The sequence below is a fragment of the Candidatus Chlamydia corallus genome (assembly GCF_002817655.1).
GTDB classification, from domain to species: Bacteria; Chlamydiota; Chlamydiia; order Chlamydiales; family Chlamydiaceae; genus Chlamydia; species Chlamydia corallus.
Genome location: NZ_NWQK01000003.1, coordinates 20566 through 45471, shown reverse-complemented (window position 1 = coordinate 45471; position 24906 = coordinate 20566). Strand labels below are relative to the sequence as shown.

The following is a 24906-nucleotide window of genomic DNA, read 5'->3' as shown; positions in this document are numbered from 1 at the left end:
ACAATAACGAGAATCGTCTTTCCTTTATTTTCAAAGAAAATTTCCTCAGCCTAAAGCCTTTTTTAGTAACAAAATATCTAGAAGACCAGAAAATCGCTTTGTAGTAATATCCCGATCGTACCTCTACGATCTCTTTTAAAGAGGCGTAGCCCTTCGCATAAAGTTAGATGACTCTGAGGTCATAGGAAAATATGAAATTCGTTGTATCCCGAAATGAGCTAGGAAACCTTATCAAAAAAATTCAAAGTGTCGTTCCTCAAAACACACCGATTCCCGTACTCACCCACGTGCTGATTGAAACTTATAATGACGAATTAGTTTTTACTGCCACCGATTTGACAGTGAGCACACGTTGCGTTGCCAAAGCTAAAGTCTATGAAAAAGGAGCGATTTCTATCCCATCAAAGAGATTTTTTCAATTGGTTAAAGAGTTAACAGAGGCAAATTTAGAAATTTCCTCGTCCGCAGGGGAAATGGCACAAATCACTTCGGGATCTTCATGCTTTCGCCTACTGAGCATGGAAAAAGAAGACTTTCCCATGCTCCCTGATATACAAAACGCTCTGCGCTTTTCCTTACCTGCTGAGCAGCTAAAAACAATGTTACAGAGAACCTCATTTGCCGTATCGCGAGAAGAAAGCCGCTATGTTCTTACTGGAGTTCTGTTTTCTATAGCCCAGGGCATTGCTACTATGGTGGGGACTGACGGAAAACGGTTAGCAAAAATAGATGCCGAAGTTACTTTAGATAAAAGTTTTGCTGGAGAATATATTATTCCTATCAAAGCAGTAGAAGAAATTATAAAGATGTGCTCTGATGAAGGTGAAGCTACTATCTTCTTAGATCAGGATAAGATTGCCGTTGAATGTGATAACACACTCCTTATCTCAAAACTTCTCTCTGGAGAATTTCCCGATTTTTCTCCTGTCATATCTACAGAGAGTAACGTAAAACTCGATTTGCATCGAGAAGAGCTGATTACTCTACTCAAACAAGTTGCATTATTTACAAACGAGTCCTCGCACTCCGTGAAATTTTCTTTCTTACCAGGAGAACTCACTCTAACAGCAAACTGTACTAAAGTGGGTGAAGGAAAGGTAAGTATGGCTGTGAATTATTCTGGTGAACTCCTAGAAATTGCCTTTAATCCCTTTTTCTTTTTAGACATCCTGAAGCATAGTAAGGATGAATTGGTCTGCCTAGGGATCTCCGATTCCTACAATCCTGGAATCATTACAGATTCTGCCTCAGGATTATTTGTTATCATGCCTATGAGACTACATGATGATTAATAAATTACCCCAGGTAAATCCTTTAGGTCGCTACCCTGCCGATTTTTATGAAAATCTGCTCTCTGAAGCTACAAAATTTTCGCAACCATAGTGATTTAGAAATCTCACTAGCCCCTAAGCTCAACTATATTGTTGGGAAAAATGCCCAAGGAAAAACAAACCTCTTAGAAGCGCTTTACGTTTTATCTCTAGGAAGGTCTTTTCGAACACAACACCTCACAGAAACCATCACCTTTGGGTCTCCCCATTTCTTCTTAGAAACACAATTCGAGAGAGACCAACTTTCTCAAGCGCTATCCATCTATACAGATAAACAGGGAAAAAAGATCTTCTACAACCAAAATCCCATAAAAACCTTATCTCAGCTTATAGGAAAAGTACCTATCGTCCTCTTCTCTTCAAAAGACCGCCTCCTAATTTCAGGAGCTCCTGCGGATCGTCGTCTCTTCCTCAACCTGCTTTTATCTCAATGTGATAGCCAGTATACCCACGCCTTATCATACTATCATCGCGCCCTCCAACAAAGAAATGCTCTCTTGAAAAGCAAGCAAACATCCACTGTTGCCATCTGGGACGAACAACTAATTAAGCACGGTACGTACCTATCAATCCAACGTTTTCTCTGTAGTCAGAAACTCACAGCTTTATGCAAAGAACTCTGGTCCAACAATCTAAAGGAACAGCTAGCCTTAAAATTTAAGAGCTCCTTAATCAAAAATTCTGATATTTCTGAAACTACTATTGCTGAGGAATTTCATAAACAACTCTCTACATCCCTTCCCCGGGATCTTGAATGGGGAAGCACTTCAATAGGCCCTCATCGAGAAGACTTTCTACTTACTATCAATCAAATGCCTGTCTCTCAATTCTCTAGTGAAGGGCAAAAACACAGTCTCTTAGCAATCTTACGTCTTGCTGAGTGCCTCTATCTAAAGCAAGCTCACAACGTCTCTCCTCTAGTCTGTCTAGATGATATCCATGCAGGATTAGATAATGAACGTATTGGTCAACTCCTTGACCTCGCCCCTAGTCTGGGCCAGACTGTAATCACCTCCACTCGCATTCATCAGGAGCTTCCAAAAAAGAGCCTGATCTTAAGTATCAATAATGCTCAAGTTTCTGAGCAAATTATCTAAAATAATAAAGTCATCGTTTCTTTTAATATTAAAAGTGAACTAATTAGTTATTTTTATTAATAAGTATCAACAAACATATTCTTTTTTAATAAAAGACTTATTTAAAATAATTATATCGGTGACAAATGAAGAAATTTTTATTAACTATACTCTTTCTAGCTGTTGGTACTCCTTTATTCTCGGAAACCTCAGTAATCCAAACCCTTCCGTCTGGAATCGGGGGCTTAAAGGAAACCTCTCAGAAAAAAGAATCCGTTGTCTGCGTGCACGCATTCTTAAGATCCTATACATCCTTAAAACCCATTGCTCGCGTTCTAGAAAAAGAACACTACGATGTCTTTATTTGGAATTACGAAACTCGTAAGTTTACTCTAGAAAGGCATGCCGAACACTTGAATCTCTTGCTCAAAAAAATTGCTGAACTCAAGCCTGGAGTTCCTATCAACTTCGTAACTCATTCTATTGGAGGAGTGATTGTTCGTGTCGCACTTGCTCGCCCAGACTGTCCTGAAGAAGCCAAGAAAGGAAAAGCCATTCTTATGGCTCCTCCAAATGCAGGGTCTACACTCGCAAGACGCTACAGATGTGTAAAATTCGTACAGTTCGTATTCGGAGGAAAATTAGGAAGACAACTCCTAACATACTGCCCTACAAAGATGTTAAATATCGCGAAACTGCCCGCATCTTTAGACGTTCTCATTCTTAGCGGGAACAAACATAGCAAATTCCTTCCCTTCCGCCTGCCCTATGAAAATGATGGCAAGGTATGTACTATAGAGACGAAACTAGATACACCACATAAAACTTATGTTATCCATACCAGCCATACCTATATCATTAATAATAGGAAGTCTCTCTATCTTATGAAGGAGTTTTTAAAAGAGGGAAATAAAACCTCTATAATTGAGGACACTCCAGAAGCAGCTCTAGAACAAACCGTTATGGAAGACAAACAGAAGAATTCAAGACTTAAGCCCTATCCTAACCAGGACGTCTACGTTATACACTGCTTTGGTTCTCGTCCCTATAACCTTTACGGATTCCCCAAAAAATGGAACCCTAGCCAAAAAAGCGAAATAGGTCTTGAAAAGTTAGAAAAATAAAGAAAACAATCAACAAAAATGTGAAAGGAACCAAGATCCTTCCCACAATCTTCATATTCAAACGTCTTCTTGTGACTACCTCCCACAAACATAGAAGAATATAGCCTCCATCCAAAACAGGAATAGGAAGCAAATTCAATACAGCCAAATTCATACTAATTAGGCCTGTCCAAAAGAGCGCTTCAGAAAATCCTACCGACCATCCCGTATGTAAGATTTGCACAATACCCACGGGTCCAGAAAGCCACCGCGGACTCAAATGTCCAGTAACCAGTGCTTTCAATGTGATCAAACTTTCCTTAGTAATATTTACTAAGAGAACCACGGGTGAAGGATTGTATTTCACCTTAAGATCTTTTAAAGATATTCCTAAAGATGGTTTTTGCTTTTCAGCATCAAGACGTTCTAGATAGTATCTTTGTTTATCCTTATTCTTAATCTTCTTAGCCAGTTCCAGCTGTTTATCTAAACTCTCTGAAGAATAAACATCAATCCAAGGACGAGGCTCAATAGGATCCAAAAGACGGTAAGGACCTGCTATTTTTACTTCTTTGGGCTCTCCAAGGTGATTCAAAATTTGTAGCAGATCTTTGGAATGATACGACGCGATAAACTTCTTGTCGGCATCTAGAGAATTCACCTCTTCAAGTTCTTGATCACTCATTTGCTGCACAATAATAGAAACCCAGTGATTCTGAACAAGACGTAAAATATCCACACTTCCCGAAACAGGAGTTCCGTCAATAGCTAAAATGCGGTCCCCAAGTTGTAATCTCTCTTGAGATTGTGGGAAAGGAGACTCTGGATCTATAGAGGTAAGCTCACCTTCAACGTATCCATAACTATTGATTACATAAGGCAAAGTATATAGCGAAGACCATTTACCTTTAAGGCCTGCCTCATACTGCGTATCTATGAGCTCATTACGCAGATAGGGAGTATAGTGTAAAACCGAAGCCAATACCCTAGGTTGACGAGAAAATAAGATTTCTCCATTACGTGTCACTTTAACAAAAGCATAAGACTCATTTAGTATCTGAGATACCTGAGCCATAGAAAAAAGAAGTGTTCCATCCATCCAGACTAAACGATCATTCGGACGTAATTGTGAATTCTTCATAGGAGAATTCACGGGTAGTGACACCTGATCATGATACAAAAGATAACTCGCTCCAGAACACGGCACCCCCAATTTAGTAGGATCAAACCCCACATCAATAGAGAACTCTTTGCTAGGAACCGCCAAATATCCTGGGCGTGTGATCTCTAAATTGAGATGCCCCTCTAATAAAGAGGTCGTTAGCATCTCCTTGTCTCCTCCATAAGGCTTACCATTACACACGCGAATCTCATCTCCAGGAATCAATCCTTCAGCCTGTAAAACGGGGTGCACCCAACCAACAACTCGAGAACAATCGTTATAATTTTTATTTCTTCCTCCATTCATGTAAAGAATACTGAAAGCAAGAAGAGCCAGTAAAATATTGGCAAAAGGACCAGCAAAAAGAACGAATATTCTTTTCCAAGGAGACTTACTAAAAAATCCATTCGGAATATCATAGACAGACTCTATCTTGCTTTTCTCTCCTTTTTCTTTTGTATGTTCCATACCTCTGATGCGAACATAACCTCCAAAAGGAATGCAACCAATGCGATACTCTATGCCGCCTATGCGCTTTTTAAATAAAGCAGGACCAAAACCTATGCTAAAACTCTCTACAGCCATTCCTACAGCTTTTGCTACTATCAAATGACCAAGTTCATGAATTAACACTAAAACCCCTAAAGCTAGGGCTGCTAGAATAAAATAGATTATTGTCATATACCTACTCGATTATATTTCTTGAGCAAGAGCTCTAGCCTCACCATCTACCTCTAAAATATCTTCTAAAGAGTGGCAGGCATAAACCTTATGACATTCCATAAGAGTCGTTAATTTTTGTAAAATGTCACACCAAGAAATTTCTTCGGAAAGGAACCTTCGTACTAATACTTCATTGGCTGCATTAAAAAAGCTCCCAGAAGACCCCTCTTTCTCTAAGACCTCTCGTGCTAAACGAATACTAGGGAATCGCTCCTCATCTACTGGGAAAAATTCTAAAGTCTGTTTCTTTGAAAAATCGATACCTTCCCTAGGAGATGGCAAACGCTCTGGAGCTGTTAAAGCATACTGTATCGGAAAGAGCATGTCGGGAGGATTCATTATAGAAATCACACTCCCATCTGCAAATTCTACCATACCATGGATTAAGCTTTGAGGATGAATTATAGCTAGGATTTCGACATTGTTTAAACCAAACAACCAATAGGCCTCTATAATTTCAAGACCCTTGTTCACTAATGTTGAAGAATCCACTGTGACTTTTGGTCCCATATTCCATATAGGATGACGCAAAACATCTTCTTTTGTCACACGAGAAAGCTCTTCTAATGACTTGTTGAGCAAAGGCCCTCCAGAAGCTGTAAGAATTAGCCTCTTAATTCCCTCAACAGCTCTTCCTTCTAAACATTGATACAAAGCATTATGTTCGCTATCGATAGGAAGAACCTCAACGCTATATTGCTTTGCAGTCTTAGAAATCAATTCTCCAGCACAAACTAAAATCTCTTTGTTTGCTAAAGCAAGCGTCTTTCCTTTTTTCATAGATTCTAGAATTGCTGGCAGTGCCTCGATTCCTGAAGAAGCAGCAACAACAGTAGTCACAGCATCCATGATACAAAGCTCTGTTAATCCCTCCTGTCCTAGAAAAAATTGAATATGAGGGAATCGCTGACAAGCCTCTTTATAAACCTCTTTATTATAGACCGCAGCAGCTAATGGGGAAAACTCTTCTATTTGCTCGAAAAATAATTCTGCATTATTCCCATAAGAAGCTATAGAAATAATTTTAAATTTTAAAGGATAACGCCTAACAATTTCTAATGTTTGACGACCAATACTACCTGTTGACCCAAGAACAGCTAAATGTTTCAAGCACCGCTACCTTTAACTATGTGAAAAAGAGAATCATACTCCGCAAGTCGAAGAATTGTCAATTCTCTAATTAATACTATTTCTTCTCTAAAGTTTCCTCATAACTAAAGTTGACTAAACTCTAAAATTTCATTCTTTTAAATCAAAGCTATTATTGCGAACTTTCTTGATGTATTTTGTCGGAATGCTTAGAAAAACTGCGTCGAAAATAGCTCGTAAATTTAACCAAGATATACATGATCGTCAACAGTACTACAGATATCCCCGAAGTTGATAGCCCCACGCCATAAGCACTAAGAATAGCTCTCGAACATGCAGGAGCTGAAAATGCCGTAGTAATACTAAAAATTAAAGACCATGCCATAAGACCCCCTATGGATTTCGCGATAATCTTAGCAATAAGTCCTGGAATGATCAGAAAAGCAAGAGCCATTAATACACCTACCGCCTTAAAAGCTCCTACAAGACATGCAGAAAGTTGCAAAATAATTAAATAATCGATGAATCGAATCGGTATCCCTATAGACGAGGCGAATACAGAGTCAAAAGAAGCGCAAACTAAACTGCGGAATGCAAGGATAGTGATCACAGCATTAGCCAAAATAACAGTAGTCACAGGAAAAATATCTTCTTGCGTTAAAGAATCGGCATTTCCTAATACAAGCTCCGTGCCTATATGAGCATTCTTTGTCATAAAGACCAGTAAAACAAGGCTAAGAGAAAATAATAAGGAAAAGACTAGAGCAGTGCTGCTCTCTTCTGAAACTTTGAACGTATTACGAATAAAGTAAATAAGAAATCCTGTAAGTACAGCTGTTGCCATTGCCGCAAGAGTTAGGGTACTCAAAGAGAGTGTAGTCAGTTGATTTGTAAACAAACAAACACAGACCAAACCAAAAAGCACGGTGTGAGAGACAGCGTTAGCATACATAGCCATCTTTCGCAAGACTAAAAATGTTCCTGCAAATGCACCAGAACACGAAATAGCAAGAAACACTATAACCTGAACATCATCAATATATAGAGAACCAGAGAAAAGACTCCCAGAAAACAGTCGCGAAAAAAAGACCAAGAAAAATTCGAAAAAAGATACTCCATAATATGGAGAAAGTCCCAAAACCATTATACCCCCTTTTTTTTATTTGGGATAATTTGTTCATGAGGATCATAACAAGGGTCATTTAGCATTTTTGTCAGCGTGTTATCTAATTCTTCAGTAAGAACATGTTCCATCTCCTCAGCCAACTCGTGAACATTTTCTTTGTTAAAATCCAAAGAATTAACAAGATAGGACTCCCATAACCTATGAGCACGGACTAACCTTAATGCCTCACCCCTTCCTTTTTCTGTGAGTCGGTAACGATCTTTTTCTTTTTTTACATACCCTTGCCATTCTAATATCCAAACTCTCCACCTAGGAAAGGGCCTAGGACTAAAATACTCCTGATACTTATGACTACAGACAAAATCTCGGACACTAATATTCTCTAAATAATTATTAGAAATATGCCAAAATACCTTCAAAAGGTGTTCTTGATGTTTTAAAAATGAAAAATGCTTTCTACGGAAAATACGAATTACCCATCCAGATTTTGGAGAAAAAAGCAAACATATGCATGCCAATAATCCAGCACAAACTACAACTAAAGGTCCCGTAGGCAATGTCACAAAAACTGCTTGTTGTCCTATAACAGCACGGCATGTGAATACTACAGAGATATAACTTCCTAAAGCACCGCTAATTCCTCCAAAGCATGCAGAAAGGATAAGAATTGTACTTAGACGATCCGAAAGCTGACGAGCACCTAGAGAAGGAGCCACAAACATGGCAGAAATTAAAACGATCCCTACACTTCTTACACCACTTACGATCACCAGCGATACAAAAGTCAAACTCATTGCTTCATACAGAATAGTCTTTAAACCACAAGTAACAGCAAAGTCCTTATCAAAGGTAGTCACAACAATTTGTCGATACCACCACCATAAAGCAAGTAACGAAACACAAAACACTACAGCAGCTAATGCAGCTTCAAGAAAACCTAAAGTTGCTGCTTGCCCATAGAGATAGGCATTAATTCGATTATATAGTGTAGGGCTGCTTTCCTTCACATAACTGGCTAAAATAACTCCAAGAGCAAAAAATACCACAAGAACAAAACAAAGAGCGGCGTCTTTATGTAGTTTACATACTTTCCCTAGAAAGACAATGATTCCATAACCGAATATCGAAGCAATACATCCAAATAAGATAATCCAAAAAACAGAGGCTTGAGATGGAAAAACATATTGTGCCATTAAAGCCCCAAACAAAAGCCCAGGGTATGAGGCATGAGACAAACTCTCACTCAAAAGAGGCTGCTTGCTAATCAAAAGAATTGTCCCCCACAAGGCTGTGGTCATACAAATCAAAGTGACAGCTAAAAAACTAGATAAGAAAATCGTATCGGAAAAAACACAATTGAGCATAGTCAACACGCTCCAAATTGTTTTCCTCGAGAGAGTTTCAAGGTATGTTCCAAAAGTTCAATTTCACAACCATATGTTTGGAAAATGGTATCTCCATTCAGACACTCATCAGTAGGACCACAACAAATCAAACGCTTATTCAATAAAACTACATGATCAAATAGCTGACGTACGTGACTCAGGTCATGATGAACAACAACTATGGTCTTTCCTTGATCTCGAAGCTCACGCAAGACCTCTACAGATGTCTTAAACGAAGCCATATCAATAGCAGAAAACAGCTCGTCCATAAGATATAAATCTGCTTTTTGCATCAAAGCACGTGCTAAAAATGCTCTTTGCTGCTGTCCTCCTGAGAGCTGTCCTATTTGCCTATCTGCTAAAGATTCTAAACCAACTCTTTCTAAGATATTAAGGGCTTCCCTTCGATCGTCCAAAGAAATTCGCGCCCACATGCCTTTATAGCTGTAGCAACCCATAAGGACTAAATCTAAGACAGTCATGGGAAAATCCCAATCTACGCTAGCTCTCTGAGGCATATAAGCTATGCGCTGACGTACCTTTTTAAATTTTTGATTAAAAAAATAAATAGCCCCTGAAGAGGGCTTGACTAAACCTAACGAAGCCTTTAAAAGAGTGCTTTTACCAGCTCCATTAGGACCTAAAATAGCGGTTAAAGACCCTTTCCCCAAAGAAAAGGATACGTGATAAAGAACGGCCGCATGTTCATAGTTTACACAAAGGTTGTGTACAGACCAGAAAGTCTCATTCTTGTAATTCAATAACAACTCCCCCTAATTCTTCAGTAATAAGGCAGACATTATGTTTAAAGGTACTAAAATAATTGTCGTCCACATTATCACTATACAGTGATTTTTTAGCTAGGCGGACCAAATGATTTTTCTTGAGAGAGGAAACAATTTTTTTTAAAGCATCTTGATTCAAAGTATCCTCAGGGAAAACTACTTGGACATTATGCTCATTAATATAATCTACAACTGCCATAATATCACGAACACTGATTTGAGCTTCTGGAGATAGACCCTCAGGAGAAATACAACGGGACCTCCATTCTCCAGAATCCACTTCTTCAGGAGTAGCCAAATAACGACGTGTGAAGTAACTGAACGCATTATGACCAGAGACAAGATACCGTGAATTTTTGGGAACTGTCCTCAAACATTCTTTCGCCCAAAAATCTAACATAAGCATTTCATGCACAAGTTCTTTAGCATTTGCTTTAAATTCGTCAGACGATTCAGGAAACTTTTCACAAAGAACTTCTGTGATTTCTATGACCGCTTCCTTCCAAATAGAAAGATCCATCCAGATATGAGGGTCACAAATGCCATCTTCTTCTAGAGGAACAAATACCCCACGAGCTATCAAACGCTCCCCTAAATTAATACTATTGGGATTATTTTCTATATGCTTTCGCAAACTTAACGTATGCTCTAGACCAAGACCATTACAAAAAATTACAGCACTTGCAGCAATCTTATCCTCATCTCCCTTGACCATCTCATACAAATGAGGATCTAGTGATCCTTCAATCAAAACAAGATTAGTAAGTCTATCCCCGATAATTCTTTCAACACAATCATAAATCATGCGATTCATGGATAGCACACAAGGACGTGAATCTGGATGCTGACGTTGAGGATTTGTACACCCAAAAATCATACCACATGCAGCCAAACAGCAAACCCAACGCATTACTTTAACTATATATGTCATTCGCATCTCCCCTCCAGAGACATTTTTAAACTTCATTACAAACCACTTAAAGAGCCAAATTAAACATCAAAGCTATCACCTTATCTAAAAGATTTATTATTTATATTTTGGTCCCAGAAACTAACGAAAGAGGAAAATAACAGAAAAATAAGTTCCATTCAAAAGATATTTTATTCTTCAAGAAACACAACTAATAGAAACGAAAGAAATATTTTTGTTGAGGATAGTTTAAGAAAATTAGAAAATTCGTTTGTTTTATGAGAAAATAAAATGTTATAGAAAAAATCTTCTTTGCTTTATGATTTTTATTTTTTGAGTTTTGTTAAGAAACAAAAAGATCCTGAGAGGAAAAATATTGCAAAAAGGAGAAATTGCAATATAACTTATGTTCGCTGATTGATTAAACAGCGCTTTAATTTTATTTCTCTAAACATTAAATTGAAAGTATGCCACATTCTTTCTTATAAAATATGTAAGCATCAATTATAAAAGGTGGGTTTCATGGCCGTAGAACAATCAAATATAAAAGAAGAAATAGACAAATTGATCGGCAAAGCTATTAAAAAAGTCTGCGGAAACAAAGAAAATGATCTATGTCGCTATCTGCCAGGCCCTAGTGGCGGTTATATGCATCATTTTACTCTAAAGAAAATGAAAAGCGCTGCTCCTGAGCAACTCTTAAAAATGTTAAAAACATTTATTTTAGAATCGGAGACTCCACGTACAATTAATCCTAAGCCCAGAGCTCCTAGAGGTTCTAAAAAACGTCGAGACTTTATTAATTTTACTAAAACAGATATTGAACGTGTTTTAGAATTGGCAAGACAAGTTGGAGATAAAGATCTCTTAGCTCGTTTTAGCCCTAAAAAGCCGTTGACCTCTTTAAAAAGAGAGTTAATTCGTTCTATTCGCAACGGCATAGTGAGCGTAGAGTTATGGAATGCCTACGTGGAAGCTGTAAAAGCAGTAAGCTCTCCCAACCTTGAAACCGCCTCTCCTTTCGTTTAATTAAAAAATAAATTTTATAGGCGACTTGGCAATAAAGTCGCCTAAGAAGTTTTATCCCTTAGAGACACCCCTTTCCTCTTGTCAATAGAGCAAAAAGATGGTATATTATAAGGTCTTTCGAAATGGAAACGGTTTAAGCTAATCCACAACGAAATTAAAAACTATCAGAATAGAAAATAAAAGTATTTCAGAGGGTAAAATATGACAAAAACCGAAGAAAAACCTTTTGGAAAATTGCGCTCTTTCCTATGGCCAATACACGCGCACGAGCTGAAGAAAGTTTTGCCAATGTTCCTAATGTTCTTCTGTATTACATTTAACTATACGGTGTTACGCGATACAAAAGACACTCTTATTGTCGGAGCTCCTGGCTCTGGTGCAGAGGCCATTCCTTTCATCAAGTTCTGGCTTGTTGTCCCCTGCGCCGTTATCTTTATGCTTATTTATGCAAAGCTAAGTAACATTTTAAGTAAACAATCTTTATTTTACACAGTGGTAACCCCATTTTTACTTTTTTTCGCTTTGTTCCCAACTGTGATTTATCCTTTGCGAAATGCTTTACACCCCACAGATTTTGCTGATCGCCTACAAGCTACCCTCCCCTCAGGCTTACTAGGACTAGTTGCTATTTTACGCAACTGGACATTTGCTGCATTTTACGTTCTCGCAGAACTCTGGGGAAGTGTTATGCTATCTCTAATGTTCTGGGGATTTGCTAATGAAATTACTAAAATTCATGAAGCAAAACGCTTTTATGCTCTTTTTGGTATTGGAGCGAACGTTGCTTTATTGGCTTCTGGTCGTGCTATTGTTTGGGCTTCCAAACTTAGAGCTACTGTTTCCGAGGGAGTAGATCCATGGGGATTCTCTCTACGCATTTTAATGACCATGACTATTGTCTCTGGGCTTATCCTTATGGCAAGCTATTGGTGGATCAACAGACATGTTCTCACAGATCCTCGCTTTTATAATCCAGAAGAAATGCAGAAAGCCAAAAAAGGTGCTAAACCTAAAATGAATATGAAAGATAGCTTCCTCTATCTGGCTAAATCTCCTTATATTCTTCTACTAGCTCTCTTGGTTATCTCCTATGGCATTTGCATTAACTTAATCGAAGTGACTTGGAAAAGTCAGCTTAAAATGCAGTATCCTAATATGAATGATTATAGCGAGTTCATGGGGAATTTCTCCTTTTGGACTGGCGTAGTATCTGTATTTATTATGCTATTTGTTGGGGGCAATGTTATCCGTAAATTTGGATGGTTAACTGGTGCTCTAGTCACTCCTGTGATGGTTCTCCTGACAGGGATTGTTTTCTTCGCTCTCGTCATTTTTAGGGGTCAAGCCTCTGGACTGGTCGCTATGTTTGGTACAACACCACTAATGCTAGCTGTCATTGTCGGGGCAATCCAAAATATCCTTTCGAAATCTACAAAATATGCTCTCTTTGATTCGACTAAAGAAATGGCCTACATTCCTCTTGATCAAGAGCAAAAAGTTAAAGGGAAGGCTGCTATTGATGTAGTTGCTGCTCGATTCGGAAAATCAGGAGGAGCCCTAATTCAACAAGGGCTACTCGTTATCTGTGGAAGTATTGGAGCTATGACTCCCTATCTTGCAGTCATTCTTCTTTTCATTATTGCTATTTGGCTGGTTTCTGCAACTAAGTTAAACAAACTATTCTTAGTCCAGTCTGCTCTTAAAGAACAAGAAGTTGCTCAAGAAGAAGCTGCATCAATTCAAACAAGAACTCAAGAAGATTCAGCTACAGCTTCGGCTTCTTCATAAAGTTTCTCTTCTTATTCTGATCAATCCCTACCTACTTTTAGTAGATAGGGATTTTTTATGTTGCCCGATTATTTACTCCTAAATTCAAGTTGTACTATGAATTGTAATTCCCTAACGTCAATTCCGCACACATTTTTAAAAAATAATTGCGAATCCTGCATATCCTGTTCTTTAAAAAATAGAACAATTATCCAACTAATTCTTGGGATTTTCCTGGCTCTTACTAGTGCACTTACTTTTGTTTTCCTGTCCGCCCCTATTAGCTATGCTGTTGGAGGAACTTTAGCTTTAGCTGCGATCACCGTCTTGATTGTAACCCTAGTCATGGCTCTAGCTAAACCAACCAAAGTTGCACCTATTTCTAACCAACTTCTCAATATTATTTATAATCGCTATCCTCGAAAAGTTTTTGATTTTGTAAAAGCACAATCCCTAACTGTTGATGAATTAAAAATATTTATTAGCTGTTGGAAAAGCGACTCGAACTTACCCCCTCGTTTAAATAAAAAAGCAGAGGCTTTTGGAATCGAGATTCTAGAGGCTATAGATCTGACTCCCTTTCCCAATTTCGAAGACATTCTCCTTCGCTACTGCCCCCTACACTGGCTCTTCCATTTTATAAGTAAAACGGAATGTGTTGGCCAAGAACCTGCATTAAGTGCCGAACAAAAAATTTATGGTTTACTTGGACCTTTGGCATTTCATAGAGGATATACCACCATTTTTCACCCATTTACACGCCCTTTACTTAGTTTAATCTCAGAAAAAGATTATGCCATCCTAAGTAACCAAGCATGTAAAAATAAGTGGAATGTTCCCGTTGTAAAAAAGATCTGCGAAGAAATATTCAGGCAATTCAAAAGCTCTAAACTTAATAAGGAAGTCCCTTACAGCATGACTTTTCAGAAAGACCTTGCAGGAATCTCACAATTCTTATTCCTTTTCTTTTCTCATAGCATGACTTGGGAGCAAGCTCTGATGATTCAACTTTTAGACCCAGAAAATTGGAAAATATTTTGTCAGTTCGATAGATCAAAGGGTCACTGTTCAATGGCAGCATTTGGAGGCTTTTTGATTACTGAAACAAACATGCTTAATCCACAGTCCCCAAACTACGAAGCTGGCGTAGACTTCCTCACATGGGAAGAATTCAACGACTTAGTAGAGAAGGGGAAAAAGAGTCCTCTTTATCCAGCGACTGCTCTTATTCAGAATATATGCTCAATGACAAGGCAACATCAAAATCTGTTAAAACGATGGCAACTTGTTCGTAACAAGGAAAATAAACTGCGAACCTCTGAGATGCCCCAGTATAATTTCAATTCGAAAATGTTTACTCTAGAGAAAAAAAAATAGAAGAATAGGCTCTCTATTTGTAACTTTCTTTCTTCAACAAGCTCTGTACAATTGGGTCAATTCTAACCACTTAATGTTTTAAAAATTTTTTATTATTAAATCAACGGCTCATCTTTAAAAAGATTAACAAGTTCTTTAGCTACCCTTCCTGTAAAATTTATTTTTAATAAAAACTCTCCACAAACAATACAAGGCGGTTTCAATAAAAATTGAAAAATAAAAATATCTATTAACAAGAGTTTTTTTTGAATTTACGATATAATATTTAAACTAACTGACTTAGGGTGCTTATGAGCAATATGACTTCCCCCGTGATTCACAATAGTTGTATTGGCAGCTATTATTTTGAAATAAAAAATTCGACCATTATCCATATTGCGGTCAGCGCCATCTTAATTTTGGGCGCCTTGCTAGCTTTCTTGTGTGCGGCGGCTCCAATTTCCTGTATTATAAGCGGAGTGCTGTTGGGATTGGGATTATTAATTGCCTTGATAGGTTTGATCCTAGGGATAAAAAAAGTCAAACCCGTTATTCCATCAAAAGAACAACTACTTCCTGAAGACCTCTTAAAAGAAATTAGGCCACGTTATCCTAATTTTGTTTCTGATTTTATTTTAGAGGCTAAACCGAATCTTAACGAACTCATGTTTTTTATTGATTTTCTAAATAAATTGCATTCTGAAATTCAGTCAGACGAAAATTATTGTTTACCCGAGTCGCTACAATGTAAAATAGATGCATTCGGCGGTATCTCGCGCATAAAAAACGAGATCCGTGCTGCTGCTCTTAAAAGACTGAAAAGCGCCGCTCATTCCCGTCCTCTTTTCCCTCCTTTGAAAGAGCTATTACAAAAGCTTTATCCATTTTTTTGGCTGGGGGAGTTTATTTCTTCTGGTAGCAACGTTATAGAACTTTATGGAATGAAGAGAAGTAGTGACAGCTCTACAGAAGAAGAAATTCGGGATTATGTAAAAAAAGAAATGCTTCCTATCTATTGGTTTATTCCCTTAGGTTTTAAACAAGCTAATCCCTCCATTCTGAATCTACATACACTAGTTTTAGCTAGAGTCTTGACCCAAAATACTTTTCGATATCTTAAGTATGCAGCATTAAACGGAGAGTGGAACCTTGATAATAACGATTTAAATTCTATGAAACAGCAGCTCTTTGCTATGTATCGTACCGCGTATCAATCCTATGAAAATCTATCAGAGCCGCCTCTTGAAGAAAATGCATTCTACAAGATGCTGTTTTTTATTTTTAAGCATCAGTACTCTTGGAAACAGATGTCCCTAATCAAAACAGTCCCATGTAATTTATGGGAAAACCTCTGTTCCCTGAATTCAGACTACATAGGACAATCTCAAAACATGGAGTTGGCGTCTCTAATTGGAAATCTCTACACACAAGGCCTAATTAATAGAAAAAGCGAAGCTTTTCTCCCTTTGCTGACTCTCCTTAATTTAGATCAGTTTAAAACGATCCGTAGGGAATCAACGACTCTAGCGACTTTCCTGGAGAATTTAACAACCTATAATTCAACCTTTAAAGGCTTACTAAACACAACAGTCCATCCACTGACGAAAAAAATCTTCGCTCAACCTCAAACAGAAGAGGAGGTCCCTGTTCAAATTCAAGAAAAGGTGCCTTCCTGATACTTATGTCTTAGAGATTTCTATTTCAAAATAGGAAACTCTCTTTCGATATCTTCCCTTGTCTCCTTTTGAGACTAAAAGCCTAGGTAGCCTTACCACTTTTAGAGGAACGAGTTAGTTTTCTGGTCCCTGTCGTAAAATCGACTTCATAAATTGGAGTCTTCTTTTCTCCATGAGCTATAGCTCGCAACAGAAGCCCCTGTCTTAATATACTTGCTAGTCGCTTAGAAACTGCACTCAGACATTGTAGTAAGTATTTCCCCAGCCCCATCTTTTGAAAATCCTCAGAAGTTTTGAAAACTTCGACCTTTTCTTTTAGATCCTTCATAACGAAGAGACATATGTTTATATCAAAATCCTTAGAGGTTTCTTCAAGAAGATTTTGTGATGATAGAGCTCCTCCAAGAACACAAAGCTGAAGGTTATATGCCGTACCATTATCCATATAACACAGCGATTCCCAGGTATCCTGAGGAAGTTGCGTAATCAACTGAATCTGATCAAAAGAATATCCATGCAAGCTCAACAAGAGCAATTCCTTGCTGATCACCTCTTTTGTAAGCACCCCCTGTTTGGCATAGGTGTTGTGTATGCGGTAAATAACTTCCTTGACTGCCTCGTCGTCCCATTGCCCTTGAAGGGCCTTGTTTTGTAACAATGTAATGTCTTCTTTCGTTAATTTTCCAAGGATATTGCGCATCGCATTATAAAAAATTGTTGATTTAGCTGTACTATGCCCCAAAGGCCCTAACCAATAGTACCCGTAACATTCTTTAGGTAGGCCTAAGTCTTGACAGACTTTTGGATCTCCTGCTGATATAAATTTCTGAAGCCAATACATCGGACAGGATTGGTTTAAGATATCTTCAAATACTGGCCAGGTATTTTTTGCTAAATCATCTTCGAGTTTGTTAATGCCGTAGTTCTTTATTTTAGTTTGTAATTCAGAAGAGAGTTGTTTTATTTTCTCTTCAACAGAGATATTACAAAGTAGCGCGATAGAAAATTGTCTAAACTCGGCTAACGTCAACTGCTGTTCTTTTACAAAAGCAGCAATTCCAGGGCTGTAGGTCTCCCCTATGACCTCAGCAAAACTCTCGGGAATGATTCTTGGCGTTGGAGGGAGCTTCTTCTCTCCAAAAATTAAAGCTAAAATCACCAAAGCAAGAATGACCAAAGCAACAAGAGCTAAAACGCCTCCAACAATATAAGAAATGGGAGCCGATAAACACCCTAAAGCTACTAACGCTCCTATACAAAAGAGGCTAGCAATGGCTACTCGTAACACAGTCCTTGAACTTAAAGAACAGGAAGTGTGGCACTCGCAGTGATTTTTAAATAAAGCATGTGGAATGATAGTCATGCTCATAGTTACTCCTTGAATATAGATTTATTCAAGGCATTATAGATTATGTGTAAATAAAAATCTCGAATTCAAGAAATTCCTATAATAAAAAGTGCCTTTAAGAAGGGTTCTCACTGAGAATTTAGAGTAGAAATACCTTTTACAAGTCCCTAAAAAATTTAGGATTGATGCTTAACAACTTAGGAAATTTCCACAAGATGCGCTTGTTATTTTTTCTCCCGCCTTATATCTAAATAGTATTTAGAGTAGTTTTTAAAGACGTTTTATAATTTTTTAAATTGTTTTTTAAAGGTCAAACAAAGATTGTCTACGACTTCTCCTTTCTCCAATCTTTCTTGGATTTGTATTTCGCGCAGCTCATCCCAACTAAGGAAACGGACAATATTGCAGAAGAAGTTCTCCAAAATTAGGTGCCTACCTCGCTTGTAGGGATGCACGTCCCCTGATTCTTTTCTGATCTTAGAAACAGTGATCTCAGCAGAAGCAAAAAGAACGAATCAGACTAGGATCAGGCAGTTCCTAAACATGTGGATGGAAGAGAAGAACTGTATACCAAAGCAATTATAGAAATTATAGCAGCAAGGACTGAAAGGATACTAAGACGAAACGCCGCTCGATAAGCCGAGAAGCTGGGAAACCTGACTATAGTTGGCGTATCTCTACAAAGATTGTATAACCAAGTATCTTCGCTGTAAGCTAACTACAGGAGTATTTAGAATAGTTTTGTTAAATCATTCTAAAATTAATAAGGTTATTTTTCTCTCTTAAGTTTCTTTCGAAGAGGTTCTGCAACTTCAGAAAATAGATTGCAAATAGCTTGACTAGCATTCTGAACAGGGTCTAGCAAGAGATTTTGCTTCACAGCTACTCGTAATTCTTCCCAAAGAGCAAGTTGAATATAGGGATTAGATACAAGGGGTAAAAGAAAGCTTCCGAAAGAGGCTACCTGAGACCCCGACATTCCCATGGTATCTATAGAGCAAAGCCATTGCCAGTCGGTAAAGCTCAACTTGCTAATCATCTTAAGTTGTGCAAAAGAAAAGCGTTTTTCAACGATGAAATGTAAGAGTTGATCCACTCTTTCTTCAGTAAATTTAGGAGGAGTTTCTTGGGCATAAGGACCAAATACATTGCTTTCATTTTTCTTACAAGCTTGGACCAAGTCTTTTACAATATTGCGCACAAGAGAACTATCCCAATCATGGATGCTTTCATTCATTTCATCATCCACCTGCTTGTATAGATGACATTCTAAAGTTTCTAATTGCTTTTCGGAAATCTCATTAGAGATGGCGTGAACAGCTGTATCAAAAACAGTTTGGGAAGAAGTGTCCTTGTTCAGAGGTCCTAGCCAATAATCTAACCTACTTTCTTCTTTGCCAATTAAAGACAACGTCACATCTTTAGAACCAGATTCTACGAATTGATGCAGCCAATACAAAGGACAATGTTTCAGCATAAGCTCTTCTAATGAAATGAGGGGGAAGCGATAGTTGCTAATGTCTTTAGTTAGGTTCTCCATACCAAAAGCACGAACTTTCTCAAGCAAAGATGGTGATAGGTGATCCTCTAAGGATACTTTATTTTGTGCACATTCTATGATTTTATGTAGTTCTTCAAAAGTGAGTCTTTTTTTGAGAGCGAGATAAAAAATAGAAAGAGGGTAGTGCGTTTCTATCAACTTTAAAAACCCCATAGGGAGGGGTAGGGGGTCTTCTTTACGATATGCTTGGATTAATTCCAGCAAAGATAGGATAAGCAAAGCTAAGGATATAAGACCAAAGACCACGCTTACAAAGCACGCAACCCCAAACGGAAGACAGATAAAAACTATAAAGGCCAAAAAAGCTGTGGAAAAAATTAGAAAAATTCTCAAAAGAATATTTTCTATCAATGAAGTTTTTGAAAAACTTTTGGTGTCATATCTTTGAAAGACAGTTTGTGGAACAACGAGTAACCCACTCATAATCAACACCAGGAACAATTAAGTAATATTTCGCATTTGCTATGCGTAAAGCAAAAGAAACAGAAGGCAGTCTAGATTAACAACTATAAATAGTAAATGCTTTTTATTTTTTCTTTTAGAACGTTTTTCCCTTTCAGAAGAGTCCCTGGCCGTAATAATTTTAATCATACTAGCGTGGAACTTCTTCTAACTTCATTTCGATAGGGATAGCAACTCTGGAACCGTACCGCGGATTCGACTTTAAACTCTTGTGGTTTCTACATGTCATCTATTATACTTTGACTTGTGCAAAGCTAAAGATAACCGCCAGGATCTTCTTGTTAGCAAAAAAATAAGAAATGCAAGCTGTAAGAATATTTTAGAGACTGATCTTTTTCTAAACGATTTTTCTCAATACAGCCTTATGAAGCCATTAATAAAACCAGACGACACCACAGTATATTTTGAAAGAATATAAGCTAGAGAACATTCGTAATTTTTCAATTATAGCGCATATCGATCACGGGAAGTCTACAATTGCTGATCGCCTTTTAGAAAGTACAAGCACAGTAGAAGAGCGGGAAATGCGTGAGCAACTTTTAGATTCTATGGATCTTGAAAGAGAGCGTGGCATTACAATTAAGGCCCATCCTGTGACCATGACCTATGTATATGAAGGAGAAGTTTATCAACTGAATTTAATTGATACACCTGGCCACGTGGACTTTTCCTATGAAGTCTCCCGATCTCTAGCTACATGTGAGGGAGCCTTACTTATTGTGGATGCTGCTCAAGGCGTGCAGGCGCAAAGCCTTGCTAATGTCTACCTTGCTCTCGAGAGAGATCTGGAGATCATTCCTGTATTAAATAAGATTGATCTTCCTGCTGCTGATCCCGTTAGGATTGCCAAACAGATTGAAGATTATATAGGCCTAGATACTACGAACATTGTAGCCTGTTCTGCAAAAACAGGGGTCGGGATCCCAGACATCCTTACAGCAATTATTGAGCTTGTTCCTTCTCCAAAAGCACCTGAAGAAACCGAGCTTAAAGCGCTAGTCTTTGATTCCCATTATGATTCTTACGTTGGAATTATGGTCTATGTACGCATTATTAGTGGTGAATTAAAAAAGGGGGATCGTATTATTTTTATGGCTTCTAAAGGCTCCTCATTTGAAGTATTAGGTATAGGAGCCTTTCTCCCTAAAGCGACGTTTATAGAAGACTCATTACGCCCTGGACAGGTAGGTTTCTTTATTGCTAATCTCAAAAAAGTTAAGGATGTGAAGATCGGCGATACAGTCACTAAAGCAAAGCATCCTGCGAAAACCCCTCTAGAAGGCTTTAAAGAAATCAATCCAGTAGTCTTTGCTGGAATTTATCCTATAGATTCTTCTGATTTTGATACTTTGAAAGATGCTTTAGGAAGACTGCAGCTCAATGATTCTGCTTTAACCGTAGAACAAGAAAGCAGTCACTCTCTAGGTTTTGGTTTTCGTTGTGGTTTCTTAGGTCTTCTTCATCTTGAAATTATCTTTGAAAGAATCATTCGAGAATTTGACTTAGATATTATTGCAACAGCTCCGAGTGTGATCTATAAAGTGATCTTAAAAAATGGGAAGACTCTACATATTGATAACCCCTCAGGATACCCCGATCCTGCGATCATTGAGCATGTCGAAGAACCTTGGGTTCATGTGAATATTATCACTCCTCAAGAATATCTGAGCAATATCATGAGCCTCTGTTTAGATAAACGCGGCGTGTGCATAAAAACCGAGATGTTAGATCAGCACCGCTTGGTTCTTTCTTATGACCTTCCCTTAAATGAAATTGTCTCAGATTTCAATGATAAGTTGAAGTCCGTAACCAAAGGTTACGGATCGTTTGACTACCGTCTTGGAGATTATCGTAAGGGATCGATCATCAAATTAGAGGTCCTGATCAACGAAGAGCCTATAGATGCTTTTTCTTGTTTAGTCCATAGAGACAAAGCAGAATCTCGTGGAAGAAGTATCTGTGAGAAACTTGTTGATGTGATTCCACAACAACTATTCAAGATTCCCATTCAAGCTGCTATTAATAAAAAAGTAATTGCTAGAGAAACTATTCGTGCTCTTTCTAAGAATGTCACAGCAAAGTGTTATGGTGGAGATATTACTAGGAAGCGAAAACTATGGGAAAAGCAAAAGAAAGGGAAAAAACGTATGAAAGAATTTGGGAAAGTTTCCATTCCCAATACAGCGTTTATCGAAGTTCTAAAATTAGATTAACATCAGAGCTTAAACTCAGCAATCTTTGTTAATGATGCGAACGAAATCTCAAGATCGTTTTTATCTTGAGATTTCTTGCATTTACTTGACTCTTTCTGTAATTTTTGTGTGTACCCAATCGGTATGATAGAACTCTCCTCGAGGGCAATCTTTACGTTCATAAGTATGAGCCCCAAAATAATCTCGAAGTCCCTGAGCTAACGACATAGAAGAGTTTGCTGTGCGATAGCCGTCATAGAAGGTAATGGCTGCTGCTAAACATGGAATAGGCAGTCCTGCGCCAATTGCAGTGACTACTGTCCTACGCCATCCCGTCTCAGCGTGGCGTAGTGCTGCACGAAAATATTCTTGGAAGATGAGAGAAGAATCGTTTGGGTTAGCAGCAAATCCCTTATATATAACATCCAAAAATGCGCTTTGAATAATGCAGCCCCCGCGCCATAACAAAGCAATTTCTCCTAAGTGCAATTCCCAATTGTATTCTTCTGAAGCTTCTCCTAAAAGCATGAATCCTTGGGCATAGCTGATGATCTTTGAAGCATACAAAGCATGAAAAATATCTTGAATAAATACTGAGGCATCATGAGGCTTTTGAAAAATTAAGGGAGTTCCTGGATAATCACGAGCAGCTCTCTCACGAACCTCTTTCCAAGAAGAAAGGAAACGAGCAAGAACAGCTTCTATGATTAAAGAGAGGGGCACTCCAGAATTTAAAGCATCGATCGCGGTCCATTTTCCAGTACCCTTTTGACCAACAACATCTAAAATGGTATCAATGACAGGGACTCCATTCGTATCTTTCAAGGCCAAGACTTCAGCAGCAATGCGAATCAGATAACTTTCTAATTCTAGGGTATTCCATTCTTTAAAAATTGTAGCAACGGCAGTTGAAGAAAGTTCTAGAAAATCCCTCAAAATACCGTAGGCTTCACATATCAACTGGATATCTCCGTATTCTATACCGTTATGGACAGCCTTTACATAGTGACCTGCACCGCCAACTCCTACCCAAGAACAGCAGGGACTGCCGTTCACTTGTGCTGCTATTGATTGAAAAATAGGAGCCACTAGTGGCCACGCCTCAGGATTTCCCCCAGGCATAATTGATGGGCCATAACGCGAACCTTCTTCTCCTCCAGAAATCCCCACGCCTAAGAAGAGAATCCCTTTTTCCTGCAATTCTTTACATCGGCGTTCGGAATCTTTAAAATAGCTATTCCCACCATCGATAATCACATCGCCTGATTCTAGCAAAGGCAATAGCAAATGAATGCTTTGATCCACGGGCTGCCCTGCCTGTATCATCAACATTATCTTCCGGGGCCTCTGCAAAGAAGTCACGAAATCTTCGAGCGATTCAAAACCCAAAAGTTCTTTGTGATTCGGATGTTCTTTCAAGAAATCCCGAGTTTTCTCTGGAGTCCGATTATACACAGAGACAGAAAAGCCATGATCTATCATGTTTAAGACAAGATTTTTCCCCATGACAGCTAAGCCTATAAGACCAATATCCGTTTGCAAATCTACCTAACCTCCTTAAACTAGTTTAGATATAGAACAAGTTTTCGCTTTTTACCTTGAGCTAACAACACGTAGTGACCATAAAAGATATCTTTTTCTTCACAAACACTCTGCTCATTAGCAAGGGGCACATTATTAATATATAATCCTTTTTGTTCAATTAGCCTTCGAGCTTCTCCTTTGGATTTACACAGTTCTACAGCAAAAAATACGTCTAACCATTGCTTTCCTAATACCTCAGATTTATCCAATGACACTCCCATACCTCCTACAAATAACTCATGAAAATCTTCTTGGGATAAGGATGAAAGACTCCCTGGATGGATACTACGAGTTACGGAAAGTGCCTCTTGAAGCCCTGGTTCTCCATGAATAGCACGCAGGATATCTTGAGCGACAAACTCCTTTACTGCAATTGGATCGGTCTGTAATTCTCTATCAATATCGTGAATTTTTTCATTGCTCAATAAAGTTAACGTCCTAGCAATTTTAGGGATGTCGCTATCAGGCAAACGGAGCAGGTATTGGTATAGCTCAAAAGGAGAGGTTCGTTCTGGATCGAGCCATACGGTTCCTGATTCTGTTTTTCCTATTTTTTTCCCTTGAGCATTAGTTAATAAAGGATAGGTAAGACCGTAAGCCTGACCTAATCCTTTACGGCGAATGAAATCTATTCCTGAAGTGATATTCCCCCACTGATCGCTACCACCACACTGCAAGATTGTGCGGTAATTTTTAAATAGGTGATAAAAATCGTATGACTGCAGGATTAAATAGCTAAATTCAGTATAGCTAATTCCCTCATCAGACTGCACCCGCTGCCTTATTGTATCTTTTGCGAGCATTTGGCCTAAACGAAAGTGTTTCCCTACATCACGTAAAAAATCAATCAAGGACATCTTCTGCAGCCAGTCTGCATTGTTTACAAGAGTAATACCAGGAAGATATCTCTGCAAACACGCGCTAATCTTTTGACTATTATCTAAAACTTCGTCTGTCTGAAGTAGCGACCTCTCACTATGTTTCCCTGAGGGATCCCCAACCATGCCTGTAGCTCCCCCAACTAGCGCCACAGGAGTCACCCCTAAAGTCGCCAGTCGTTTCAAGAAACAAATCCCAATCCAGTGACCAATGTGCAAAGCTGGTCCGGTAGGATCAAATCCCAAATAACCTGATATAGGTCCCTCTACGGACTCCAAGCCAGAGGAAAAATCTTCAACAATATCTCGCTCTTGTAAGTAGTTTAACCATGATTGCATGAGTGGTGGCACACAGTAAGAATT

The 24906-nt window shown here is 38.4% G+C and carries 18 protein-coding genes; 8 read left to right on the top strand and 10 right to left on the bottom strand.

Annotated elements, in window-relative coordinates:
• The first annotated feature begins 191 nt into the window (after nt 1-191).
• From dnaN to CMV32_RS04375, 3 genes are all read left to right on the top strand, one after another.
• Nucleotides 192-1292 (top strand): DNA polymerase III subunit beta, encoded by a 1101-nt coding sequence (dnaN, locus tag CMV32_RS04385; protein WP_100934709.1) that lies wholly within the window; start codon nt 192-194, stop codon nt 1290-1292.
• A gap of 47 nt (nt 1293-1339) precedes the next feature.
• The gene (gene recF / locus CMV32_RS04380) at nt 1340-2428 is read left to right on the top strand and encodes a DNA replication/repair protein RecF (RefSeq protein WP_100934708.1); all 1089 of its coding nucleotides are present in this window, start codon (nt 1340-1342) and stop codon (nt 2426-2428) included.
• Between the two features lie 125 nt (nt 2429-2553).
• Nucleotides 2554-3531 (top strand): esterase/lipase family protein, encoded by a 978-nt coding sequence (locus CMV32_RS04375; protein WP_100934707.1) that lies wholly within the window; start codon nt 2554-2556, stop codon nt 3529-3531.
• On the opposite strand, the gene CMV32_RS04370 is transcribed toward CMV32_RS04375, so the two are convergent.
• From CMV32_RS04370 to CMV32_RS04345, 6 genes are all read right to left on the bottom strand, one after another.
• Entirely contained in the window at nt 3488-5353 is a 1866-nt protein-coding gene (locus CMV32_RS04370; protein WP_100934706.1) for a M50 family metallopeptidase, read from the bottom strand. The two genes, CMV32_RS04375 and CMV32_RS04370, sit on opposite strands and share 44 nt — an antisense overlap.
• Nucleotides 5354-5365: 12 nt before the next feature.
• Nucleotides 5366-6505 carry a 1-deoxy-D-xylulose-5-phosphate reductoisomerase gene (dxr, locus tag CMV32_RS04365; protein WP_100934705.1) on the bottom strand — a complete coding sequence of 380 codons (1140 nt, stop codon included), beginning with the start codon at nt 6503-6505 and terminating at the stop codon, nt 5366-5368.
• 151 nt (nt 6506-6656) lie between these two features.
• Complete coding sequence (locus CMV32_RS04360; protein WP_100934704.1) at nt 6657-7628, bottom strand: metal ABC transporter permease; 972 nt, start codon at nt 7626-7628, stop codon at nt 6657-6659.
• Nucleotides 7628-8974, bottom strand: a complete 1347-nt coding sequence (locus CMV32_RS04355; protein ID WP_100934703.1) for a metal ABC transporter permease — start codon at nt 8972-8974, stop codon at nt 7628-7630. Before CMV32_RS04355 ends, CMV32_RS04360 begins: the two co-directional genes overlap by 1 nt.
• 2 nt (nt 8975-8976) lie before the next feature.
• Nucleotides 8977-9756, bottom strand: a complete 780-nt coding sequence (locus tag CMV32_RS04350; RefSeq protein WP_100934702.1) for a metal ABC transporter ATP-binding protein — start codon at nt 9754-9756, stop codon at nt 8977-8979.
• Nucleotides 9740-10657, bottom strand: coding sequence for a metal ABC transporter solute-binding protein, Zn/Mn family (locus CMV32_RS04345; protein ID WP_420807405.1), 918 nt, complete (start codon nt 10655-10657; stop codon nt 9740-9742). The genes CMV32_RS04350 and CMV32_RS04345 overlap by 17 nt, the downstream gene beginning before the upstream one ends.
• A gap of 555 nt (nt 10658-11212) precedes the next feature.
• Here CMV32_RS04345 and ddbA point away from each other — a divergent pair.
• From ddbA to CMV32_RS04325, 4 genes are all read left to right on the top strand, one after another.
• The gene (gene ddbA, locus CMV32_RS04340) at nt 11213-11719 is read left to right on the top strand and encodes a DNA binding protein DdbA (protein WP_100934700.1); all 507 of its coding nucleotides are present in this window, start codon (nt 11213-11215) and stop codon (nt 11717-11719) included.
• 201 nt (nt 11720-11920) lie between these two features.
• Entirely contained in the window at nt 11921-13507 is a 1587-nt protein-coding gene (npt1, locus tag CMV32_RS04335) for an NTP/NDP exchange transporter Npt1 (RefSeq protein WP_100934699.1), read from the top strand.
• A gap of 96 nt (nt 13508-13603) precedes the next feature.
• Complete coding sequence (locus CMV32_RS04330; protein ID WP_100934698.1) at nt 13604-14863, top strand: DUF1389 domain-containing protein; 1260 nt, start codon at nt 13604-13606, stop codon at nt 14861-14863.
• Between the two features lie 290 nt (nt 14864-15153).
• On the top strand, nt 15154-16518 hold the full coding sequence (locus CMV32_RS04325) for a DUF1389 domain-containing protein (protein ID WP_100934697.1): 1365 nt from the start codon (nt 15154-15156) through the stop codon (nt 16516-16518).
• Nucleotides 16519-16600: 82 nt separating this feature from the next.
• Here CMV32_RS04325 and CMV32_RS04320 read toward each other — a convergent pair whose 3' ends face one another.
• Together CMV32_RS04320 and CMV32_RS04315 are read right to left on the bottom strand one after the other, a co-directional pair.
• Nucleotides 16601-17887, bottom strand: a complete 1287-nt coding sequence (locus CMV32_RS04320; protein WP_100934696.1) for a DUF1389 domain-containing protein — start codon at nt 17885-17887, stop codon at nt 16601-16603.
• A gap of 748 nt (nt 17888-18635) precedes the next feature.
• Nucleotides 18636-19850, bottom strand: coding sequence for a DUF1389 domain-containing protein (locus CMV32_RS04315; RefSeq protein WP_100934695.1), 1215 nt, complete (start codon nt 19848-19850; stop codon nt 18636-18638).
• A gap of 443 nt (nt 19851-20293) precedes the next feature.
• Between CMV32_RS04315 and lepA the strand changes: the two genes are divergently transcribed.
• On the top strand, nt 20294-22102 hold the full coding sequence (gene lepA / locus CMV32_RS04310; RefSeq protein WP_100934694.1) for a translation elongation factor 4: 1809 nt from the start codon (nt 20294-20296) through the stop codon (nt 22100-22102).
• Nucleotides 22103-22183: 81 nt separating this feature from the next.
• Here the strand turns inward: lepA and gnd are convergent, their stop codons facing one another.
• Nucleotides 22184-23623, bottom strand: coding sequence for a decarboxylating NADP(+)-dependent phosphogluconate dehydrogenase (gnd, locus tag CMV32_RS04305; protein ID WP_100934693.1), 1440 nt, complete (start codon nt 23621-23623; stop codon nt 22184-22186).
• A 20-nt stretch (nt 23624-23643) separates the two neighbouring features.
• Nucleotides 23644-24882 carry a tyrosine--tRNA ligase gene (tyrS, locus tag CMV32_RS04300; protein WP_100934692.1) on the bottom strand — a complete coding sequence of 413 codons (1239 nt, stop codon included), beginning with the start codon at nt 24880-24882 and terminating at the stop codon, nt 23644-23646.
• Nucleotides 24883-24906: the final 24 nt, after the last annotated feature.